Genomic DNA, 23,168 nt, shown 5'->3' with positions numbered 1-23,168 from the left:
CAGTTGCCGGCTAGATGCCACGCACCACGCGGAAGCCCACCCGCGCATTAGTCATATCCGAATCCGAGGAGGAACGCCATGCCGCACGCGCCTGCACCGGCGCACTGGCCCAGGAACCGCCCCGCACCACCCGCGAACGGCAACCGGGATTGAACCAGGCGGCGCCGTCGGCCGGCGCCCGCCGGTAGCTGGCGTGCCAGCAATCGGCCACCCACTCGCTGGTGTTGCCGCCCATGTCGTGCAGCCCCCAGGCATTGGGCCGGAAGCTGCCCACCGGCGCCGGTCCCCAGTAACCGTCGCCGTAGCCGACGAAGGCGTTGTTCCAATGGCGGCCGCTGGGCGAGGCGTCGTTGCCGCCGGTCAGGTTCTCCACCTTGGCCGGTGGCACCCCGTTGCCCCAAGGGTAGCGGCCCTGCACGCCCGCGCGCAGGGCGTACTCGAACTCCGCCTCGCTGGGCAGGCGATAGCCATGCCCGGTCTGGCGAGTCAACCAGTCGGCGTAGGCCTCGGCGTCGTAGACGCTGACGTGCAGCACCGGCATGTCCTCGCGCGCCGGCGCCCCGCTATGGTCGGATTGCCAGTCCACGCCGCTGCGGCGGACGAAGTTGCCGCTCCGCTCGTCGTAGACGATGGAATGCCCGCGCCGGGTCGCGCGCGGGCGATAGCTGGTCGCCTGCACGAAGCGACGGAATTCGCCGACGGTCACCGCATTGCGCGCCATCGCGAAACCGCGGTCGAAGCGGACATAGTGGGCCGGTTTTTCCGCATCGGCGGAGCCCAGTTCGTTGTCGTCCGCGCCCATGCGGAACGCACCGTGCGGCACGATCACCATTTCCGGCCCGCGGCCGCCGTTGCCGAGCGCGTCGGTGAAGGCCTGGCCGGGACGGAAGAGCCCGTAGTGGGTGGCCAGTTCGATCCGCTGGCGGAAATCGGCCGCGACCGGATCGCCGGGCGGTGCGATGCGCAGCACTTCCGCGAGCTTTTCGCGCGCGGCCTTCAGGCCCAGCGGCGACTGCAGATCCTGCACGCCCGATTCGCGCAACCCGGCGATGCGCACCGTGCGGATCGCTTCGACCCGCTGGCGCGCGTCGGCGACCGTCACGGACTCGTCGCCGCCGCGAACCTTGCCCGCATGCGCCAGCCAGTTGCGCGCGCCGTCGAAATCGCCGGCCAGCGCCGCATCCTCGGCGCGCCGGATCAGCGCGCTCTCCACCGCCGCCACGCCCTGCAGCGCACGTGCCTGGCCCGGTTTCCACTTCAGCACTTCGCGAAAGCCCGCCAGCGCGCCGCCACCCTGCTCGCCCAACCGCCCGCCGTTGAGCGCGCGCTCGCTGGCCAGGTTGAGACGGGTCAACTGTTCGACTTCATCCACCCGCGACAGATAGGCCAGCACGGCCTCGTCGTCCGGATCGATGGCACGCGCCACGGCGGCGATCTGGGCCGCCTCGCGCGCGTCCTCGTCGCGGTCCTCGGCGGTTTTCAGCACCCGTTCGCCGCGTTCGAGCAGGCGATCCAGGGCCTGGTCCAGACCCTTGCGGGCCACGGCGTCCTCCGGGTCGAGCCGGCGGATGGCCAGGTAGAGCGGAATCGCATCGTCGGGACCGGCATACAGGCGTCCTTCTTCCAGCGCCCGCGCCGCGCGCCTGCGCGCATCGGCGACGCCCTCCTGCGCCAGCAGGACCACCGGAGGCTGCCAGTTGAGGGCGGCGTTGACGCTGTCGTCACCGGTGACGGTAATCCGGGGCATGCGCACATCGGCCGCATCGCCGCGTGCATTGCGCGACGCCGCGGGCTCGCGCGAGCAACCGCACAGCACCAGACCGGTCAGCACCAGCAGGCCAAACGCGCGCAAACCGCCCTCCACACTCACCGAAATCCGTCCCGCGACGGTAGGCTATTGTCTCCCGACTCGGCAACCAATGCATTCAGCGGAGATTTCGTGCCCCATTGGATTCAAACCCCGGACGCCCTCGCCGCGTTCTTCGCCACGCCCCCGGCCCGCATCGGCCTGGACACGGAGTTCGTCCGCGAGCGCACCTTCTGGCCCCAGCTGGCGCTGGTCCAGATGGCCGTGGGCGAGGAAATCCTCCTGATCGATCCGCTGCAACCCGGCATGCCGCAGGCGCTGGCGACGATCCTCGGCGATACCCGCATTCTCAAGGTCATGCACAGCGCCAGCGAGGACCTGGTCGCCTTGGGCTACACCTGCGGCGCCGTGCCGCAACCGCTGTTCGACACCCAGATCGCCGCCGCCCTGGCCGGCGTCGCCGCCGGCATCGGCTACCAGAAGCTGGTCGAACAGATCACCGGCGTCGCCCTGGCCAAGGGTGAAACTCGGTCGGACTGGCTGCGCCGTCCACTCAGCGAATCGCAACTCAAGTACGCCGCCGACGACGTGCATTACCTGTTCGCGCTGCACGACGACCTCGCCGCCCGGCTGCATGAAAGCGGACGCAGCGAATGGCTGGTCGAGGACAGCCGGCGCCTGCTGGAAAACGCGACCCAGGAAGAAGGCGATCGCTGGCCGCACCTGGCCATGCGCAGCGCGCAGTTCCTGGATGCGTCCGCCCAGCATCGCCTGCTGCGGTTGCTGCGCTGGCGCGATGCCGCCGCCCGTCGCAGCGACAAGCCACGCAGTTGGATTCTGGACAATGAAATGGCGGTGGCGCTGGCACGCACGCCGCCGGCCGATCGCGCCGCGCTGGGTCGCTGGCTGGACGCCCAGCCCAAGGCGCCACGCAAGCTGGCCGACGCACTCTGGGAGGGCTTGTCCACTCCGCTGGCGGACGAGGCCGAAGCACCGCTGGCCCGCGCCGCCACCGATCGCGACAAGGCCGCGCTGCGCAAGCTGCAGGACGCGGTGGCCCGCCGCAGCGCGGAACTGGGCCTGCCCGACGGCGTGCTGGCCTCGCGTCGCTACCTGGAAGTCCTGCTGGAATCCGGACAATGGCCCGGCGCCCTGTCCGGCTGGCGCCGGGCCGAGCTGGAACCGCTGCTTGAGCGCGACGAAGCCGCCATCACGGCCGGATGACGCATCCGACGCGGCGCGGTTCCACATCCTGATGCGGCTGCAGGCAGCAATCGCCCGCGACTTGGGCTGAATCCCCTCCCGGTTGGCAACCGGAGCGCGAGGCGCTAGACTTGTCTCACCCTCGTGGGGGGGTAGCTCAGCTGGGAGAGCGCGTCGTTCGCAATGACGAGGTCGTGGGTTCGATCCCCATCCTCTCCACCAAAATATCGGAAGGGCCAGGCGCGAGCCTGGCCCTTTCTTTTTGCGCTCTTCGTTCGCGCGTCGGTGTTCGTGCCTGCCGCTTGCCGACCTGCCGCTCACGACGCGGCCGTTCCGCTTGTCCACAACCGGTGTGGATGAAATCTGCACAAAGATGTGGATAACCCGCGCGCGCCCAGTCCCCGCAAGGCTGTCAAGGTGGTTGGCGAAAATTTGACCACACCTGTCCCAATGAAACCGGGTCGTTTCGGCACCGCACAAAAAGAAACTGCCGGCTTGCGCCGGCAGTCTCCGTTTCCCTCGATGCGTGCCGGCATCAGAACCGGTAGTTCACACCGAACAGGTAGGTGCGGCCCCACTCGATGTATTCCAGCGGCCGGTCCTTGCTGCCGGCGTAGGTCTGGTACGGCGAGTTGGTCAGGTTGCTGACCTGGAACAGGATGCTCAGGCCGGACAGCGCGCTGCCGTCACCGAAGTTGTAGGCGATCTGCGCGTCGGTGATGTCCTCGCCCACCACATAGCGCAGCGAGCGGTCACCATCGAAGTTGCCGATTTCGCCGATGAAGTCGGAACGGCGACGCTGGCTGACCCGCGCCTCGAAACCATTGCGCTCGTAGTACGCGGTCAGGTTGTACACCCGCTTGGACAGGCCCGGCAGCATGATGTTCTGGCTGCCCACGCTGCTCTGCGCGTTCGGCGGCGGCGGGATGGTGATGTCGCTGTCGTTGAAGCCGGCGCTGGCGATGATGCCGAAGCCCTGCAGCGCATCGCTGAACAGATCCAGCGGCAGCGAGGCGGTCAGTTCCAGGCCCTTCAGGGTGCCGCCCGTGCCGTTGTACGGCGCGGTGAACGGACCGGTGGTCTGGGTCGGCGGCTCGTTCGGGCCGGGCACGTAGTCCACCAGGAAATCGGTGAAGTCGTAGCCGTAGCGCTTCTCGGTGAAGATGTAAGTGCGCAGATCCTTGTAGAAGAACGCAGCCGAGACATACGCCTTGGTGCCGAAGTACTTCTCGTAGGACAGATCGAACGCGTAGGCGCGCCACGGATCCAGGTTCGGATTGCCGCCGCTCGCGCCCGGTTCGCCGGTGGCGGTGTTGACGCCGAACTCCAGCGAGGAACGCAGCTCGTCCACGCGCGGACGCGCCACCTGCTTGGCCAGGCCCACGCGCAGGGTCTGCTCGTTCGGGAAGGAAAACGCCAGGTTCAGGCTGGGCAGCACGTCGGCATAGCTCTTGCCGCCATCCAGCGGCTGGATGTTGCTGCCGGCCGGCTGGGTGCTGTCCCAGTAGCGCGCCTGCGAGGCCTGGTCGACGTGCTGGACCTGCACGCCGATATTGCCGCGCACCGGCACCCCGCCCCATTCGGTATCGATGTTGGCGCGGACGAACGCGGTGGAGATTTCCTCGTCCACGTCCCACGCCTTTGGAATCAGGTAGGACAGGTTGTCGACCGGGTTGAACACCATGTAGCGCGCGACCGCGGCCGGCACGTTCCAGGACGGGATGTAACCGACGCCGGCGAAGTTCAGATCCACCAGGCCGTACTGTAGATCCGAACCGATCGCGGTGACGCCCTGCGCACCGAGGTTGATGTTGCCTTCGGGCTGGCGCTTGAACTTGTGGCGATCGGCGTAGTTCACGCCCACGTCGAGATCGGAGAACCAGCCCCAGGATTCGGGCAGCGGCAGCGATGCCGCCAGCTTGATGGCCTTCAGTTCATCCTCGACCTTCGGGGTCTTGCCGTAGCCGGAGCCATAGATGGTGTTGGTCAGGAACAGCGTTTCGGGATTGGAATAATCCAGGCCCGGGTTGAGCTGGGAGAAGTTGTTCTGGCGATAGGCCAGCGCGATCGAATCCAGTTGCGGCGCCGGCAGCAACTGGGTGTTGTTCTCGAGATTGATCTCGTCGCGCTTGGTCTTGGAATAGCTGATATCCGCGACCAGGCGAACCTGCCCCACGTTGAATTCGTTGTTCCAGCCGAACGCGTTGATCTCGTCCTCGCGGTAGTTGTACATGCCGCGGACCAGCGGGTACACGTTGTTGGCGGTGCCACCGGTGAAGGTATTGTTGCCGTTGATGACCGGGTTGGTGACGTTCAACCGCCCGTAGCCGCCGTTGTAATCGCCGATATGCACTTCGAACTGGTTCGCCGTGTTGACCTGTTCGGCCTCGGAGTGGAACAGGTCCAGCGTGCTGGTCCAGGCATTGGACGGGCGGAACTGCAGGGTCGCCATCACGCCATCGCGCTTGGTCTCGCCGGTACGGCGCAGCGCCTTGATGCCGTCCGAATAGAATGTGCCGGCCGGCACGCCCGGACGCCAGTTGTCTCCAATCGCCTGCCACGGCTCGTACAGGCCGACCTGGTTTTCCTGGATCGGGGTCTTGGAGTGCGAATAGCCAATCGCGAAACCGAAGCGACGGTCCTTGGACTGGGTGATGTAGCTGGCGTTGATGCGTTCGCCGTAGGCCGACGCGTCCGCCGCCTTGCCCAGCGAGTTGCGCTGGCCACGGAAACCGATCGCACCGACCGGCTCGTCGAAACTCAGCGGGCGCACGGTCTGCATGTCCAGCGTGCCGGACAGGCCCTGCCCGACCAGCCCCGCGTCGGGTGTCTTGTAGACGGTGACGCCGCTCATCAACTCGGACGGATACTGGTCGAACTCGACGCTGCGGTTGTCGCCGGTGCTGACCATCTCGCGACCGTTGAGCAGCGTGGTGGAGAAGTCGGGCGACAGGCCGCGCACGCTGATCACCTGGGCACGGCCGGCGACACGCTGCGCGGCCAGACCGGGCAGGCGCGCCAGCGACTCGGCGATGCTGATGTCGGGCAGCTTGCCGATGTCCTCGGCGGAGATCGCCTCGACGATCGAGGTGGAATCGCGCTTGACCGAGATCGCTTCCTCGATGCCGCGGCGGATGCCGGTGACGGTGACCGTATCGAGCTCGGTGGCCTCGGCTTGCGGATCCTGGCCGGTGGTGGTGGTCTGGGCCTGTACGCCGGTCGCGGCCAGTGCGATGGCGGAAGCCAGCGCCGCGCTCAGCAGATTGCGCTTGTGTTGCAACATGTTCCCCTCTCCAAGGACGTTGTATGCGATGAACCGGATGCGTCGCGGGCGATCGTCCGGGTCTGGCGCGCCGACGCGGTGAACGCACCGGAACGTGCGGCAATGGTAGTGGCCGGAAAGCCCGCACAAATCGGCCTGCATACGTATTCATCGCGTTTTCCGACGCGTGTAACCGGGGTTCCATGGAATGGCGCGGGAACGACGCATGCGTGCGCGAACGCCGCTCACCTGAATGAGCGACGCCGTGGATCTCGCGGGGAAATCGGATTTGTCCTTGTCAGTCGATGCGCGCGTAGAACACGCCGCGCGCGGGCAGCGTGATCCGGCCCTGCGCCAGCTGGCCCGGGATCACGCCCGGTCCATCGATGGGCCGCACCGCAAGACCATCCGGCAAGGACCAGTGCACGGGCTGCGCGGACAGATTGAACACCGCCAGCAGCGACTGTCCTTCGCCGTCGCGACGGAAAGCGAGCACCGGTTCCGGTGCATCCAGGAAGGTGATGGAACCGGCCGTCAACGCCGGTTGCCCGCGGCGCCACGCCAGGAAGGCGCGCACCCGGTTGAGCACGGATGACGGATCGGCTTCCTGCGCGGCGACACTGATCGCGCGATGCCCGGCGGGAATCGGCAACCACGGCCGGCCATCGCTGAAACCGGCGCTTTCCTGCGTGGTCCAGGGCATCGGCGTGCGGCAGCCATCGCGTCCCTTGAAATTCGGCCAGAAGGTCTTGCCGTAGGGGTCCTGGAGATCCGCATAGGGCACATCGGCTTCCGGCAGTCCAAGTTCCTCGCCCTGGTACAGGCACACCGAACCGCGCAGCGAACACACCAGCGCCACCAGTTGGGCCGCCAGTCCGGGCGAGGCATCGCCCTGCCCCCAGCGCGTCACCGCCCGCTGCACGTCGTGGTTGGACACCGCCCAGCAGGGCCAGCCCTCGGTCATCGCCGCTTCCAGCCGCTCGACCGTTCCGCGGATGTAGCCGGCACTGTGGTCGTCGGTCAACAGTTCGAAGCTGTAGCCCATGTGGAGCCTGTGCTCGCTGACGTACTCGGCGGTCGTCGCCAGCGAATCCTCCGACGAAATCTCGCCCAGCGCGGCCACGTCCGGATAGCGATCCATCAGCGCGCGCAGTTCCTCCAGGAACGCGACGTTCTCCGGCTGGGTATTGTTGTAGTAGTGATACTGGTAAGCGTAGGGATTGTCGGCGCTGAAACCACGCCCCACCCGCTTCTCCTTGGGCTTGGGTGGGTTGTCGCGCAGTTGGCGGTCGTGGAAGCAGAAATTGATCGCATCCAGGCGCAGGCCGTCCACGCCCTTGTCCAGCCAGAACTTCACGTTGTCCAGGGTCGCGGCGCGCACGTCAGGATTGTGGAAATTCAAATCCGGCTGCGCGGCCAGGAAGTTGTGCAGGTAGTACTGCTCGCGGCGCGGTTCCCAGCGCCAGGCCACGCCGCCGAACAGCGACATCCAGTTGTTGGGGGCGGTACCGTCTTCTTTCGGGTCGGCCCAGACATACCAGTCGGCCTTGGGATTGTCGCGACTCTCGCGGCTTTCCCTGAACCAGGCGTGCTCGGCCGAGCAGTGGCTCAGCACCTGGTCGATCATCACCTTGATGCCGAGCGAGTGCGCCTTGTCCAGCAGGCGATCGAAGTCGGCCAGCGTGCCGAACAGCGGATCCACGTCGCGATAATCTGCGATGTCGTAGCCGAAATCGGCCATCGGCGACTTGAAGAACGGCGAAATCCAGATCGCGTCCACGCCCAGCCGGGCGATGTAGTCCAACCGATCGACGATGCCGGGCAGATCGCCCACGCCGTCGCCATCGGTGTCCAGGAAGCTGCGTGGATAGATCTGGTAGATCACCGCGCCACGCCACCAATGCTTGTTGTCCATCGCTTCCCCGGAACTCGTGGTTTCGGCGTGCCGGCCGGTCACGCAACGGGCGCCACTATTCCACGTCCGCGCATCGGCGTTGCGCCGGCACGCGCCGGGACCGGCATGAATACGTATGCATGGATGCACCGCGGCGGACCTCTACCGGGCGAGCCCGCTCGCGGAAAGACTGCTCTTTCATACGCACCAGGCCGCTGAAAACAAGCTGTTTCCTGCAACTCCCTAGCGCACGCGTCGCGCCATCCGGAAGTCTCCGCCAGCGCCATTTCCTGTTTGCAGTGCAGCATGGAACCGGCGGGCGATGCTGCAAGAATCGCCGCACCAGAAACGCACGCCGCCGGCGATGCGACCACCGTTCCCGCACAGGAATCCCGCATGACCCCGAAGCCGCGCCTGTCCTTCTGGCAGATCTGGAACATGTCGTTCGGCTTCCTCGGCATCCAGTTCGGATTTGCCCTGCAGGGCGGTTTCATGTCGCGCATCTTCCAGACCCTGGGCGCGGAGAAGGATTCGCTGCCGCTGCTCTGGATCGCCGCGCCGCTGACCGGCCTGCTGGTGCAGCCGGTGATCGGCTACTTCAGCGACCGCACCTGGCATCCGCGGCTGGGCCGGCGCCGGCCCTACTTCCTCGCCGGCGCGATCCTCAGTTCGATCGCGCTGGTGTTCATGCCGCACTCGCCTGCCCTGTGGGTGGCGGCGGGCCTGCTGTGGGTGCTGGATGCCTCGATCAACGTCAGCATGGAGCCGTTCCGCGCGCTGGTGGCCGACAAGCTGCCGGACAGCCAGCGCTCCTACGGCTTCGTCCTGCAGACCCTGATCATCGGCATCGGCACCTGGCTGGCCAGCAACCTGCCGTGGCTGGTGGCCCACCTGGGCGTTCCCAACGAGGCCGGTCCGGGCGTGGTGCCGCCATCGGTGAAGATCGCCTTCGCGATCGGCGCGTTCGTGTTCCTCGCCAGCATCCTGGTCACGGTACTGAGCACACGGGAATATCCGCCTGAGGACGAAGCAGGGTTCCGGGCCAATCGAAACGCCCAGGGAGGACTGGTCGCCGAAGTCGTGCACCACGTGATCCACATGCCGGCGCAGATGCGCCGCCTCGGCGCGGTCCAGTTCTTCAGCTGGCTGGCCTTCTTCGCGATGTGGAGCATGGCCACGCCCGGCCTGACCGAGCATGTGTTCAAGGCACCGGCACCGGATCCGGCCGCGTTCGACATGGCCGTCCCCGCGCAGGCCGCCGCCTTCCAGAGCGCCAACGCCGCGTTCCAGGACGCGGCCGACCTGGTCGGTTCCTACATGGGTTATTACGGCCTGTCGTCGATGCTGGTGGCGCTGCTGCTGTCGCTGTATGCCGCGCGCCTGCCGCTGAACCGCAGGGCGGTCCATGCCGGCTCGCTGGTCCTGGGCGGCCTGGGCTTCCTGTCGATGTGGTTCGTGCCGCAGCCGGGCTGGCTGATCCTGTCCTTCGCGCTGGTCGGCGTGGCCTGGGCCAGCATCCTGTCGATGCCCTACGCGCTGCTGTCCAGCCACGTGCCGGCGGACCGGATGGGCATCTACATGGGCATCTTCAACATGTTCATCGTGATCCCGCAGATCGTCGCGGCCACCCTGCTGGGCCCGGTGCTGCGTGCGTTCTTCGGCAACCAGCCGATCTTCGCGCTGGTGATCAGCGGCGCCAGCCTGCTGCTGGCGGCGCTGTCGCTGCTGCGCGTGCAGGAACACACTGCTCCCGCGGACTCCGCCTCCTTTTCTCCCCAGGTGCATTGATGCGACATCCCGCATGCGCGCTGCTGGCGACGCTGCTGCCCGCCCTGTCGTTTTCCGGCACGGTCCGCGCGGACGATTTCCACGGCACCACCGAACCCTTCGCCCGCGAGGCGGTGTACTTCGTACTGACCGACCGGTTCGTCAACGGCGATCCCGGCAACGATCACCGCGACCAGGGCGGCGCCCATCGCAGCTTCGACCTGCCGACACCGGGCGCGCCGGCCGGCGAGTCCGACAACGTCGGCTACCTGGGTGGCGATTTCAAGGGCGTGCTGGACAACGCCGGCTACATCCGCGATCTCGGCTTCACTTCGGTGTGGGTCACGCCGATCGTCGACAATCCCGACGAGGCGTTCACCGGCGGCGATGCGGTGATCTGGAACGGCGCCTTCACCGATCGCGGCAAGACCGGCTATCACGGCTACTGGGGCATCAACTTCTATCGGCTGGATGAACATCTTCCGAGCCCGGGCCTGGATTTCGCCGGCTTTACCCGCGCGATGAAAGATCAGCAACTGGACGTGGTGCTGGACATCGTCGCCAACCACGGCTCGCCGTCCTACACCATGCCCACGCCGCAGGCGCAGTACGGCAGGCTGTGGGACCGCGACGGCCGGCTGGTCGCCGATCACCAGAACCTGCGACCGGAAGATCTGGATCCGGCCGGCAATCCGCTGCATGCCTTCTACAACACCGGTGGCGGCCTGGCCCAGTTGTCCGACTTCGACCAGGACAATCCCGCAGTGCTCGACTATCTGGTGGGCGCCTATGAACAGTGGATCGATCAGGGCGCGGCCGCGTTCCGGGTCGACACCATCGCCTGGATGCCACACGAGTTCTGGAAGCGGTTCGCCGACCGCATCCGCGCCAAACGGCCCGGGTTCTTCATGTTCGGCGAGAACTTCAACTACGACGCCGCCAGCATCGCCGGGCATACCTGGCGTCGCAACGGCGGCTACAGCGTGCTCGACTTCCCGCTGAAGGCGAAGCTGACGGAAGTGTTCGAAAAGCCTGGCAGCGATTTCGCCGAACTGGGCAAGGCGCTGTACCTGGAAGACGGTCCGTACGCCAACCCGTACGATCTGATGACCTTCTACGACAACCACGACATGGCGCGCATGAACGCCACCGACAGCGGTTTCATCGATGCGCACAACTGGCTGTTCACCGCGCGCGGCATCCCGGTGATCTACTACGGCTCGGAAACCGGCTTCATGCGCGGGCGCGCTGAACACGCGGGCAACCGCAACTACTTCGGCCAGGAACGCATCGACGCCGCACCGGCACATCCCATCCATGCCGCACTGAAACGCATCGCCACACTGCGCCGCGATTCCATCGCCTTGCAACGCGGCCTGCAGTTGAACGTGACGCTCAAGGGCGATGAGGCCGTGTTCTACCGTGTCTACGATCACGGCGGCCAGCGCCAGACCGCGCTGGTGCTGCTGAACAAGGCGGACCGGCCGGCGACGATGAAGGTGGGCGACTACCTGCAACCCGGCGAATGGCGCGACGCGTTTACCGGCGATCGCCAGCAGGTAGGGGAAGCACTGCGCGCCGAGGTGCCCGCCCACGGCGTCCGCGTGTTCTTCCACGATGGCGCCATCACCCGCGCCGACACCCGCCAGCGCCTGCGCGAACTGATGCAGCGCAAGACACCGAAAGCGGATTGACGGCCGCGTGGCGCGCGCGAAGCCGCTGGTGATCAGGCGCCGGTGGATCCGCGCAGGATCACCCGCGCGGGAATCGACTGGCTTTCCACCGCATCGCCATTGATCAGCCGGAGCAGGCTGTCGACCAGGATCTGGCCCGCGCGCTTGGTGTCCTGCTGCACGGTCGACAGGCCCGGGGTGACGAAGGCGGCCAGCGGGATGTCGTCGAAACCGGCCACCGCCACGTCCTGCGGAATCCGTCGACCGTGTTCGTGAAGCGCCTTCATCGCGCCGATCGCGATCAGGTCGCTGGCGGCGAAGATGGCATCGAAACGGACCTTGCGCCTGAGCAGTTCCTGCACCGCCTCGTAGCCGGACTGCTCGCTGGTCACCGCGTCCACCTGCAATGACGGCTGCGCGGGACTGCCGGCGGCCTGCAGCGCCTGCGCGTAACCGCGATAGCGCTCGAAGAACTCCGGGTAATGGTTGGAGGCATGGCCGAGGAAGGCGATATCGCGCCGCTCCTGCCCGATCAAGTGCACGGTGATGTCGTGGCCGCCCCGGAAGTTGTCGCAGCCAATCGAGACGCCGGGCTGTCCGGGCAGCACCGCGCCCCAGCGCACGAAATGGGTGCCCTGCTGGACCAGTTGCTCCAGCCGCGACTGCGCTTCCAGGTAATCGCCATAGCCCAGCAGGATCAGGCCATCGGCCTTGTTGCTGTCCTCGTAGTCGGCCTGCCAGTTGGTCGACAGCTGCTGGAACGAGATCAGCAGGTCGTAGGACTGCAGCGCGCAGGCGCGGGTGATCGAGCCCAGCATCGACAGGAAGAACGGATTGATTTGGGAATCGTCGGGGGTCGGGTCCTCGAAGAACAACAGCGCGATGGTGCCGGAGTGCTGGCGGCGCAGGTTGGAGGCGTTCTTGTCGACCTTGTAGTTCAGTTCCGCAGCGATCGCCTGGATGCGTTTGCGGGTTTCCTCGTTGACCATCGGGCTGCCGCGCAGCGCGCGCGACACGGTCGGCTGCGACACGCCCGCCAAATGGGCGATGTCCAGCGACGTGGCCTTGCCTTTGATGGGAGCGATCACGAGGGACGGGGCATGTTCGGCATACCCCCGCATCATGCCACGTGGCCGCGCCGGCGGCAGCGCAGGCCGGCGGATAAGCGTTCGCGGCGGGTTCCGGCCGATGCGCCGGCGGTGTTCAGGCGCCGGCCGGCACCTCGATGCCGTGCAACTGCACGCCATCGGCATCGCGGACGCTGACCGAAACCTCCACGCCCTGGCGGACGCTCTCGGTCACCGTGCAGAAGTTCTCGAACTGGGCCAGCAACCGTTCCAGCGACTGATACGCCTCGGCCGCCTCGGCCAACTGGATGTCCACCTGCACGTGGCCGACCCGCAACCGGCCCTGTTCATTGCGCGCCAGTTCGGTGGTCGCGGTGGTCACCAGCGGTCCCGGCTGGTTCTTGAACTTGCGCATCGCGAACAACAGGCTGGCCGACAGGCAGTTGGCAATCGCGGTGGTCAGCATCAGCGTCGGGCTGGGACCGGCGCCCTGCCCGAGCGGCTCGGATTCATCGGTCAGCAATTCGGGAATGGCGGTGCCGTCGAAACGGACCCGGAACTGGAAATCCTGCTCCTGGTGCAGGGTGACGGTCAGGCGCGGGTTCTCGCTCATCGAAAGGGCTCCGGAAGGACATCAGGGTTGGGCGCGCGCGGCGGTGGTGCCGGCCGTGCCGCCTTCGCAGGCCGCGCCGAGCAACTGAGAATGACGCAGCCAGTCCTGGTCGGGATAGTAGGCAAATACGAACGAACCGTTGCGGATGGTGTCGATCAGCGGCCGCGCCACCGCCGTGCGCACCGCCGGGCAGCCCAGGCTGCGGCCAAGCCTCCCCTGCTGGCGGATCAGGGTTTCGCTGACATAGGGCGCGCCGTGGATGACGATGGCGCGTTCGCGCGCGCGGTCGTTGATGCCCGGTTCCAGCCCTTCCAGGCGCAGCGAATAGCCATTGCCGCCCACGTAGGCTTCCTGGGTGCGGAAGGCGCCCAGGCTGGACATGTAGCTGCCGTTTTCATTGGAGAATCGACTGGCCAGGTTTTCGCCGGTGTTGCGGCCATGCGCCACCCACTCCTCGAACAGCAAGCGCTGCCGCGCCAGATCGAACACCCACAGGCGCGGCTGGGTGGACGGGCGCGAATAGTCGATCACGCTCAGGGTTGGCGGCAGCGCGGTGCCGCGCAGTGCGCAGGACATCGCCTGGGTGGCGAGCGAAAGCACCTTGCGATCCAGTTTCGGCGCGGTGCGCGCGAGCTGGTCGACCAGGCCCGTGGCGGGTGCGTTCTGCGCGTGCCCCGGCAAGGCGACGCTGGCGAGCAGACTGGCGAGGGAAAGCAGGCGGAAACGGGGCGGCATACGGAACCACGAGGCAACGGAGGAAAGTAGCGAGCGCCGTTCCGCTGGCCATCGCGTCAGGGCTGGATGGGGCCGCCGGGATCCGATTCCAAGACGGGCTCGGCCGGCTGTTCGGCCGGCGTTGCGCGCACCCCGGGCAGATCCGAGACCAGCACGGTGGTACCGGGCTGCAGGATGCCATACAGGCGGCGCGAGAACGCCTCCGGTACCCAGAAGGATTGGCCCAGCGCCTGCAACGTGGGCATCGCCGCGCCATCCTCGCCCAGCACCCGGTGGGCGACCCAGCGGTGCTGGTGCCGCTGCGGATCCAGCAGGCTGGGAATGTCTTCCATCTCCGTGGTCATCACGAACAGCACGGTGCCGTTCAGTTCCAGATCGCCAACCCGCTGCAGCGGCGCCGACCCGATCAGGACGCCGTCGCGCAGCACCGATACCCGCCGGTCGTACAGGCTGACCAGGATGCTGACCGGCCCCTGCGGCGCCGCCGCCTCGTTCCAATAGACCTCGAACTCGCCCAACGGCGCCGCCACCGCCTGGCCGCTGCGGGTGACCGGCGCCAGCACCGCCGGGTGCACCACGCTGGCCGGAGCGGCCTTGGCGTTGGCTACCACCACGGTGTCGCCGCGCTGGGTGATGCCGAACAGTTGTTCGGCGAACGCCTGCGGCAGGCGCACGCAGCCATGCGAGGCCGGATAACCGGGCAGATGCCCCCCATGCAGGGCGATGCCGTCCCAGGTCAGCCGCTGCATGTAGGGCATCGGCGCGTTGTTGTAGAGGTTGGAGCGGTGATCCTTGTTCTTCTGCAGGATGGTGAACACGCCGGTCGGCGTGTCCTTGCCTGGCTTGCCGGAGCTGATCGTGGACACGCCAATCGCGATGCCGTTGCGATACACGTAGGCGCGCTGCTCGTCCAGGCTGACCACCAGCACCACCGGACCTTCCGGCGCGACCTGCGGCGCCCAGATGTATTCGCCCGGCTTCAGCCGGCTGGCATCCTGCGCGGTCTGGGCGCTGGCGGTGGTGGCCAGGCCGAGGGCGATGCCCAGGGCCAGGGAGATGACGAGGTTTTTCTTCATGCCGCTCAGGATAGGGCCGCCAACCGATCACGCAAGGCGTCGTAATCCGCCGGCATCGGATCGGCGTGGGCCGGCCGCGCTAGCAGATTCGCCAACGCCGACGGGACTTCGACCGGTCGGCCGCTCAACGGCTCGACGATGCTTTCGAACTTGGCCGGATGCGCGGTCGCGGCGACCGCCCAATGTCCGCCCTCGCCCGCCGCGCGCAATTGCTCCAGCACGTTCACCGCGGTGGCGGTATGCGGGCAGAACACTTCGCCGAAATCGGCATGCCGGCGCGCAATGGTTTCGCGAATCGCGGCATCGCCCACGCTGCGCGCGGTGAATGCGGCGCGCAATGCGGCGTCATCGCCACGATAAAGCCAGCGCAACCGCTCGAAATTGCTCGGCGCGCCAACGTCCATCGCGTTGGCGATCGTCACCACGCTCGCCTGCGGCGCGTAGTCGCCGCCGCCGAAGTAAGCCGGCAGTACCCGGTTGGCGTTGGTCGCCAGCACGATCCGGCCCAGCGGCACGCCCAGCGCGCGCGCCAGGATCGCGGCCAGCGCGTTGCCGAGGTTGCCGGTCGGAATCACCAGGTTGAGCAATTCGCCGGTTGACGCCTGGTGGCGCAGCGCCGCGTCGGCGTAGTAGCTCATCTGCGGCAGCAGCCGGCCCAGGCTGATGCTGTTGGCCGAACTCAGCGGCACCCGTGCCTGCAACGCACCGTCGTTGAGGGCGCGCTTCACCAACGCCTGGCAATCGTCGAACGCGCCGGCCACCCGCAGCGCGCTGACGTTGTCGCCGAAACATCCCAGCTGATGCGCCTGCCGTGGCGAGACCCGTCCGTCCGGATACAGCACCACCACGCGCAGGCCGGGCTGGCGATGGAACGCTGCGGCGACCGCGGCGCCGGTGTCGCCCGAGGTCGCCACCAGGATGGTCAGCGGCTGCGCGTCTTCTTGCCGCAGCCGGACCAGGCAGGCGGCCAGGAAGCGCGCGCCGAAATCCTTGAACGCGGCGGTCGGGCCATGAAACAGCTCCAGCACGTGATCGCCCGGGGTGGCCAGCGGCTTCAACGGCGCAGGGAAATCGAAAGCTTCGCGGCAGATCGCCGGCAGCTCCGGTTCCAGCGCATCGCCTTCGAAAAATGGCGCCAGCAACCCGGTCGCGGTATCGGCCAGGTTCGCACCGGCGCGCAGCGTGCGCGACGCAGGCAGTCGCATGGGCACATACAGGCCGCCATCGGGCGCCAGGCCCGCGGCAATCGCCGCGCTCAGGCTGGCAGGTTCGGAAGCATCGCGGGTGGAGATGAAATTCATCGTTTTTCCGTAGGGGGAGGGATTGCCGGTGGCCCAAGTGGCCGACCGCGTGTTGGCGGTGATCGCGGGCGTCGGCGGCTGAACACCGGCCGCGCCGCCCGCGAAAGATCCGCGCGCTACAGCAACCGCGCCGCCGGCGCCGCGATCGGCGACACCCAGGCCTGGCTGTCGAAACCCGCGGCCGCGAACGCCGCCTGGATGCCTGGCGCCGCCGCTTCGGCCCGCGCGCGGGACTCGAACCAGGCGAATACGCTGGGTCCGGCGCCGGAAATGCTGGCGCCCATCGCACCGGCCGCCAGCGCCGCCGCCTTGGCCGCGTCGAAACCGCCGATCAGCGGCGCGCGGCGCGGTTCGATCAGCACGTCGTTGAGCCCTTCGCGCACCAGCGTCGCATCGCCGCGCTGGCAGCCGGCCAGCAGCAGCGCCAGATGCGCGCTCTGGGCGACGAACTCCTTCAGTTCGTAGGCGCCGGCCAGCGCCGCACGCGCGCGCCGGGTTTCCAGCACCGCGTCCGGATGCACCAGCACGCAATGCCACGCCTCGGGCACCGGAATCGGCACCAGCCGATCCGCGGTCGACAGCACCAGGCCACCCAGCAGCATCGGCCCGAGGTTGTCGCCATGGCGTCCGCCGCTGGCCACCGCTTCGCCGACCAGCGCATGCGGATACAGCGCCTCGCGCGACAGCGGCCGTGGCAGCAGCGCGTTGGCGGCCACCAGCGCGGCCACGCACGATGCGGCCGAACCGCCCATGCCGGATCCCAGCGGGATGCCCTTTTCGATCTCGATTTCGAAACCGAAGCCGGGATGTTCCGCCTCCAGCAGCGAAATCAGCGCCGCGCCGGCGGTATTGCCGGGCGCGTCGCGCGGCAGATCCACGGTGGCGCCGCGGATGTCGGCGATGCGCACTTCCGGCGCGGCGATGCGCCGTACGTGCACGGTATCGCCCGCGCCTTCGATCACGTGGCCCAGGATGTCGAATCCCACCCCCACGTTGCCCACCGAAGCCGGCGAGAACGCGCTCGCCGTGTCGGTCATTGCCGTTGCTCCCACCTGTTCCTCCTTCACAGCCTGGCTCCCTGTCCGGCGGCCACCCGCAGCAGATCGGCGAACACGCCGGCCGCGGTCACTTCCGGACCGGCGCCCGGCCCCTGCACGATGAGCGGATTGTCGCAGTAACGCCGGGTGGTGAACTGCACGATGTTGTCGGTCAGGCGCAGGTTGGCGAACGCGTGCGCCGCCGGTAGCGCGACCAGCCCGACCCGCGCCCGGCCCTCGCCGTCCAGCCGGGCGACATAGCGCAGCACCTGGCCGGCGGCCTTCGCCTGCGCCAGGCGCTCGGCGAACACGGCGTCCACCTCCGGCAGCCGCGCCATGAAATCCTCCACGCTGGCGTTGCGCAGCGCTTCCGGCACCAGGCTCTCGATCGCCACGTCCTCCAGCGCCAGCGAGCGCCCGGCCTCGCGCGCCAGGATCACCAGCTTGCGGCCGACGTCGGTGCCGGACAGGTCGTCGCGTGGATCCGGCTCGGTATAGCCCAGCCCGCGCGCCTCGGTGACCAGTTGCGAGAACGGCACGCTGCCGTCGTACTTGTTGAACAGCCACGCCAGGGTGCCGGAGAAGATGCCTTCGACCGACACCACCGCATCGCCGGTATCGAGCAGATCGCGCAGGGTCGAGATCACCGGCAGGCCGGCGCCGACCGTGGCCTCGTAGCGGAAGCGCGCGCCGCTGGCGGCGGTGGCTTCGCGGATGGCCTCGTAGCGGGCCAGCGGACCGGCGCCGGCCTGCTTGTTCGGGGTGACCACGTGGATGCCGGCGGCCAGCCAGTCGGCGTAGCGTTCGGCCACTTCCGGGCTGGCGCTGCAATCCACGATCACCGCGTGCGGCAGGTGCGCCGACAGCAGATGGGCGGTGAAGCGATCCAGATCGGCCTCCTGCGTCCCGGCCTCGAAGCGTTCGCGCCAGTCGGCACCGATGCCGCGCTCGTCCAGCAGCATCTTGCGGCTGGAGGCAATCGCGCGCAGGCGCAGATCCAGGTTGGCCTTGCCCAGCAATTGCGGCTGCGCCGCGCGCAATTGTTCGATCAGGGTGGCGCCGACGTTGCCCGGACCGATCACGCCGACCGAGAAGGTCTGCGGCGACAGCCAGAATCCCGCGTGCGCGGCGCGCAAGGCCTTGGTCGCGTCGGCGCTGTCGATGGCCACGGAGATGTTGCGCTCCGACGAACCCTGGGCGATCGCCAGGATGTTGACCCGCGCTCGTCCCAGCGCCTCGAACAGGCGCGCGGCCACGCCGGGCTGGCCGGCCATGCCGTCGCCGACCGCAGCCAGCACGCTGACCCCGTCGGTGCGCTGCACGCGCTGGACCTGGCCGATGGTCAGTTCATGGGCGAACGCATTGAGCAGCGCGTTCTGCGCCCGTTGCGCCTCGGCGCTCTTGACCACGCAGCAGATCGAATGCTCCGAGGACCCCTGCGAAATCATCACCACCGACACCCGCGCGTCGCGCAGTGCGGCGAACACGCGCTCGGCGGTGCCAGGCACGCCGATCAGGCCGGTGCCTTCCAGGTTCAGCACCGCCAGATCCGGGCTCAGGGTCAGGCCCTTCACCGGGCCGTGCGCATCGCTGGCGGCGGTGATTCTCGTACCCGGATGCTCGGGATGGAAGGTATTGCGGATGACGATGGGCAGGCCGCGCTCGATGGCCGGCGACATGGTCTGCGGGTGCACGACCTTGGCGCCGAAGTAGGCCAGTTCGCAGGCTTCGTCGTAGCTGAGCGCGCTGAGCTGCACCGCTTCCGGCACCACTCGCGGATCCGCCGACAGCACGCCGTCCACGTCGGTCCAGATGTGCAGTTCGTCGGCGTTGAACAGGGCCGCGAAAATCGCACCGCTGTAGTCGCTGCCGTTGCGGCCCAGGGTGGTGATGCGGCCGGAGCGATCGCGGGCGACGAAACCGGTGACCACCAGTCGCCGCTGCGGGTGCCCGGCGCGCCAGTCCGACAACCGCTGCGCGCTCTGCAGCCAATCCACGTCCACGCCCAGATCGCCGCGGTCCACCACCAGTACGTCGCGCGCATCCAGCACCGCGCAATCCTCGCCGCGCCCCCGCAGGTACTCGCCCAGCAGATGCGCGGAAAACACTTCGCCCAGGCCCTGCACCCGATCCAGCACCTCGCGCGGCAACTCGCCGATCACCGCCAGCGCGCCGAGGATTTCGGCCAGTTCGTCGAAGCGCGCGTCCATCCATTCCAGGGTGGGACCAGCGTCCTCGGCCAGCAGCGCGACCGCCGCGCCGCGGTGGCGCGCGCGCAGTTCGTGCCAGCGATCGCGCCATTCGGCCAGGTTGCCGGACGCCAGTTCGGCCAGGGCGATGAGCGCGTCGGTGACGCCCTTCATCGCCGAGACCACGGTGATCTGCTGGACCTCCTCGCGCGCCAGCAGCAACTGGGCGACATGGCGATAGCGTTCCGCGTCGGCCACGGAAGTGCCGCCGAACTTGTGCACGACCGTGGCGGACTGCGGCGTTTTGGACGGAAGCTGGGGTGGAGTGGCGACGCTGGACGACATGGACGGAACCTCGATAGGAGGCCCGGTACACGGATCAGGCTTTGGGCTCCCCCGCATCCTGATTCGGGTGCGGGGCCGTGGTTTGCGAATTACGCGAACACAACCAGCCGCACCCTGCTAATCGGGGTGGTAATGGTGGTGGTAGTGGTGGCGGCCGACGCGACACCGGCCCAGGCGGAAGCCACCGCCGGCGACGGGGCCGGGCGTATGGAATCGACGGTGGACGGGGCGTTCGGGCGCATTCCCGTAGGGGACACGAAGAGCGGGCAGGCTGTCAAGTGCTGCGTTGCATCAATGGCTCCTGACCGCCCTGTCCCCTCCCGGCCACGCCGGGAGGGGCGGCTTTCCTCAATAGTTGTAGCGGAACTCGACACCGAAGGTCCGCGGCCGCAGGCGGGTCGCCGCGCCGGTCATGCTGCGGGCATCGGTGGCGCCATCCTCGTCGGTGAGGTTCTCGCCGAACAGGTAGGCGGACCAGCCACTGGGCGATTCCAGGCCAACCCGCGCGGCCAGCCGGGTGATCGCATCGCCCCCTTCGGTGCCGGCGGTGGCCGAGGTTTCGCGCCGCGAGTGGTACATCAGGTCGCTGCGGGCGATGCCCTTGAGCGAATCGCCGACCGGCCAGTTGTAGGCCACCCCGCCGTTGAGCGTGGTCCTGGGCACGTTGAACACCGGCGTGCCCTTGTGGAACTGGGTGCCTTCCAGATCTTCCTTGTAGACCGCGTCGATCACGCTGCCGCCGAAATTGAACGCCCACGACCGGTTCGGCATCCAGGTGATCCCCAGTTCCACGCCTTTCTGGGTGGAGCCGGCGGAATTGAGGATGCCGCTGTACAGGCCGTCGGCCAGTGACATGTAGACCGGCACATCCTTCCAGTCGCTGTAGAACACCGCGGTCTCCAGCAACAGGCGTCCCTCGTCGAACACCGCCTTGTAGCCCAATTCGTAGCTCCAGATCGCGTCGGGCTTGGTGCCGACCGGCAGGTCGATCCCGGCCTGCTCGGCCAGTTCGATTGAGGTAATCGGCTGCAGCTGGCCGGAGCGATAGCCACTGGCCGCGCTGGCGTAGAGCGTGGAATTCCCGTCGATGGCATAGGACAGGCTGAGCCGCGGACTGGTGTTGGTGAAGGTCTTCTGCAGCGTATTGCGCGTGGTCGCGCTGACATCCATCGAGTCGACCTTGTCCTCGAAGTAGCGGACGCCGGCGGTCGCGGCCCATTTTTCGTTGATGTGCCAGGTCGCTTCGCCGAACAGCGAGAACGAGTCATTGGTCTGCGAGGACCGGGTCGGCGACAGGCCGGTCATCGCGGACGAATCCCGGCGTATCGCCTTGCGCAGGTAGTAGCCCATCGTCCAGTCCACCGCACGTTCGCCGGTCGATGACCAGCGTAATTCATGGGTGCGCACGCCGATGTCGACCGTGCCCGCATAGGCCGTTGTCGGGTTGATCATTCCACTCAGCCCGCGCCACAGGCTGCCGTCCGAGAACACGTACAGCAGTTGCGAATCGTCGAAGGCATAGCTGGCGGTCAGGCTGCCGGAATCCCATTCGTTGCGCACGTCGTAGTAGGAATCCACGCTCATGTCGTCGTAGGCCGCCTCGAATCCGCCCGGCGAATGCGCCTTGAACTTCCAGTACGAAAGATCGAGGTTGAAGCGCTCGTTCGGCGCGAAGCGCAGCTTGGCGCGGCCGGTCCTGATGCGCTGTTCGTTGATGTTCTCCTCGCCGGTCTGGCGGTTTCTCAGCCAGCCCGAAAGGGACTCGTCGGTGACGCCGAAGCGCATCGCCAGGGTGTCGTCCACCAGCGGCACGTTCACCATTGCCTTGACACCCCAGCCGTCGGTGCCGCCCTCGGTGTTGCTGTACGAGGTTTCCACGCCCGCGCGGAAGCTGTTGAACTCGGGCTTGCGGGTGATGACCCGCACCGTGCCGCCCATGGATCCCTCGCCGAACAGGGTGCCCTGCGGCCCCTTGAGGATCTCGATGCGCTCGATGTCGAACGAGCGGGTTTCCGGATACCAGGGCACGGTCACGCCGTTGAACGGCACTTCGTCGAGGTAGTAGCCGTTCTCGTTGCTGCCCTGGCGCGCGGACGCGCCGCGGATCTGGATGTAGGTGAACGCGCCGCCGGCATCGTACGCCGCCGCGCCGGGTGAGAACGAAATCGCGTCGCCGACGTTGTCGATGCCCATCGCATCGATCTGTTCGCCGGTGATCGCGGTCACCGCGATCGGCACGTCCAGGTTGCGTTCGTCGCGCTTGCGCGCGGTGACCGTCACGGAGCCGAGATCCACGGCCTGCTCGTCGGCGGCCCGGGCAACACCCGCTTGCGCGTCAACAGGCGTGGGCGGGTTGTCGGCCGCCTGGGCCAGCGCCGATGGCGGCGCGATGGCGACCGCCAGTGCGACGGCGATGCGGGTAAGCGCCGGTCCATGGCGAAGCGTTCCTGATGGCGGATGGCAAAGGGATACCACGGCGACTCTCTCCTGGAATATCGAATGTAGAAACGGAACGCGTCCGGAGCCGCTCACGAATCCCGGGCTCCGTCGCATGGCGGGTGCGTTTCCTGCGCTGTCAGCGCTGCCCCGTCTTCAATATTCTTTTTGTCATGCATTCGACATCTAGTCGGCGATGACGGGATTGCGCACGGAATTCGGCACAATTCGATGTGGTCAATTTTTGTCCAGGCACGACTTCGCCTCGCAGCGAATTTTCGTTCGCTGCGAGGCGGAAAAGCCGCTCCCGCACTTCGCATTCGCGCGAGGAAACGTCGCGACACCGGATGAGGAAGAAATGACATCCGGACATCCACGACACGGATGGCCGTGCCCGGCGTGCGTCCCATCTCCTCCCGTCGGGGAGTCGCTCGGCATTGAGACGAAGCTGGGCGTCATTTCTGAAATGCCCGCCGGCGCGGCGCGGCCACGCCATGCCGGGGCCGGTCGCCCCATCCGCCCCTTCATGCGAGAATGCCGGCCATGGCCCCGTAGCTCAGCTGGATAGAGCGTCCCCCTCCTAAGGGGAAGGTCGTGCGTTCGAATCGCGCCGGGGCCGCCATCTTTCAAGCACTTAGCGGCGCCCTTCCGGCCCTGCCGGGGCGAGCCGCAGCGATGCCGGCAGTTCGCGCGGTCACGGCGCCCACGGGCAGGAAACCCCTTCCGCCACCCCACTCGATGCCACCGCCGCGAGGACATCGAT

General features: G+C 67.5%; 14 protein-coding genes and 2 tRNA genes. 5 read left to right on the top strand and 11 right to left on the bottom strand.

Annotated elements, in window-relative coordinates:
- Positions 1-10: 10 nt before the first annotated feature.
- Complete coding sequence (locus tag IB228_RS13690) at positions 11-1,747, bottom strand: formylglycine-generating enzyme family protein (protein WP_183641095.1); 1,737 nt, start codon at positions 1,745-1,747, stop codon at positions 11-13.
- A 192-nt stretch (positions 1,748-1,939) separates the two neighbouring features.
- Here IB228_RS13690 and rnd point away from each other — a divergent pair, with 192 nt between their 5' ends.
- A complete protein-coding gene (gene rnd / locus IB228_RS13685) occupies positions 1,940-3,031 on the top strand; it encodes a ribonuclease D (RefSeq protein WP_192198888.1) in 1,092 nt (363 codons plus the stop codon).
- Between the two features lie 125 nt (positions 3,032-3,156).
- Positions 3,157-3,232 (top strand) — tRNA-Ala (locus IB228_RS13680).
- A gap of 313 nt (positions 3,233-3,545) precedes the next feature.
- Here the strand turns inward: IB228_RS13680 and IB228_RS13675 are convergent.
- Positions 3,546-6,293, bottom strand: coding sequence for a TonB-dependent receptor (locus IB228_RS13675; protein WP_192198887.1), 2,748 nt, complete (start codon positions 6,291-6,293; stop codon positions 3,546-3,548).
- 277 nt (positions 6,294-6,570) lie between these two features.
- Positions 6,571-8,187, bottom strand: coding sequence for an alpha-glucosidase family protein (locus IB228_RS13670; protein ID WP_192198886.1), 1,617 nt, complete (start codon positions 8,185-8,187; stop codon positions 6,571-6,573).
- 375 nt (positions 8,188-8,562) lie between these two features.
- Here IB228_RS13670 and IB228_RS13665 point away from each other — a divergent pair, with 375 nt between their 5' ends.
- A complete protein-coding gene (locus tag IB228_RS13665) occupies positions 8,563-9,954 on the top strand; it encodes an MFS transporter (RefSeq protein WP_183637397.1) in 1,392 nt (463 codons plus the stop codon).
- Complete coding sequence (locus IB228_RS13660; protein ID WP_192198885.1) at positions 9,954-11,627, top strand: alpha-amylase family glycosyl hydrolase; 1,674 nt, start codon at positions 9,954-9,956, stop codon at positions 11,625-11,627. The genes IB228_RS13665 and IB228_RS13660 overlap by 1 nt, the downstream gene beginning before the upstream one ends.
- 32 nt (positions 11,628-11,659) lie before the next feature.
- On the opposite strand, the gene IB228_RS13655 is transcribed toward IB228_RS13660, so the two are convergent.
- From IB228_RS13655 to IB228_RS13620, 8 genes are all read right to left on the bottom strand, one after another.
- A complete protein-coding gene (locus IB228_RS13655) occupies positions 11,660-12,694 on the bottom strand; it encodes a LacI family DNA-binding transcriptional regulator (RefSeq protein WP_343227083.1) in 1,035 nt (344 codons plus the stop codon).
- 115 nt (positions 12,695-12,809) lie between these two features.
- The gene (locus IB228_RS13650) at positions 12,810-13,286 is read right to left on the bottom strand and encodes an OsmC family protein (RefSeq protein ID WP_192198884.1); all 477 of its coding nucleotides are present in this window, start codon (positions 13,284-13,286) and stop codon (positions 12,810-12,812) included.
- Between the two features lie 21 nt (positions 13,287-13,307).
- Positions 13,308-14,021, bottom strand: a complete 714-nt coding sequence (locus IB228_RS13645; RefSeq protein ID WP_183637407.1) for a murein L,D-transpeptidase catalytic domain family protein — start codon at positions 14,019-14,021, stop codon at positions 13,308-13,310.
- Between the two features lie 56 nt (positions 14,022-14,077).
- Positions 14,078-15,097 (bottom strand): L,D-transpeptidase, encoded by a 1,020-nt coding sequence (locus tag IB228_RS13640; protein WP_183637410.1) that lies wholly within the window; start codon positions 15,095-15,097, stop codon positions 14,078-14,080.
- Positions 15,098-15,102: 5 nt separating this feature from the next.
- Positions 15,103-16,398, bottom strand: coding sequence for a threonine synthase (gene thrC / locus IB228_RS13635; RefSeq protein ID WP_192198883.1), 1,296 nt, complete (start codon positions 16,396-16,398; stop codon positions 15,103-15,105).
- Positions 16,399-16,514: 116 nt separating this feature from the next.
- A complete protein-coding gene (locus IB228_RS13630) occupies positions 16,515-17,435 on the bottom strand; it encodes a homoserine kinase (protein WP_183637416.1) in 921 nt (306 codons plus the stop codon).
- Between the two features lie 26 nt (positions 17,436-17,461).
- On the bottom strand, positions 17,462-19,969 hold the full coding sequence (gene thrA, locus IB228_RS13625) for a bifunctional aspartate kinase/homoserine dehydrogenase I (RefSeq protein ID WP_192198882.1): 2,508 nt from the start codon (positions 19,967-19,969) through the stop codon (positions 17,462-17,464).
- A gap of 348 nt (positions 19,970-20,317) precedes the next feature.
- Entirely contained in the window at positions 20,318-22,444 is a 2,127-nt protein-coding gene (locus tag IB228_RS13620; RefSeq protein WP_192198881.1) for a TonB-dependent receptor, read from the bottom strand.
- 506 nt (positions 22,445-22,950) lie between these two features.
- Here IB228_RS13620 and IB228_RS13615 point away from each other — a divergent pair.
- Positions 22,951-23,027 (top strand) — tRNA-Arg (locus tag IB228_RS13615).
- Positions 23,028-23,168: the final 141 nt, after the last annotated feature.

The sequence above is a fragment of the Pseudoxanthomonas sp. PXM04 genome (assembly GCF_014851695.1).
Lineage (GTDB): Bacteria > Pseudomonadota > Gammaproteobacteria > Xanthomonadales > Xanthomonadaceae > Pseudoxanthomonas_A > Pseudoxanthomonas_A beigongshangi.
This window is presented reverse-complemented; position numbering and strand designations above follow the sequence as displayed.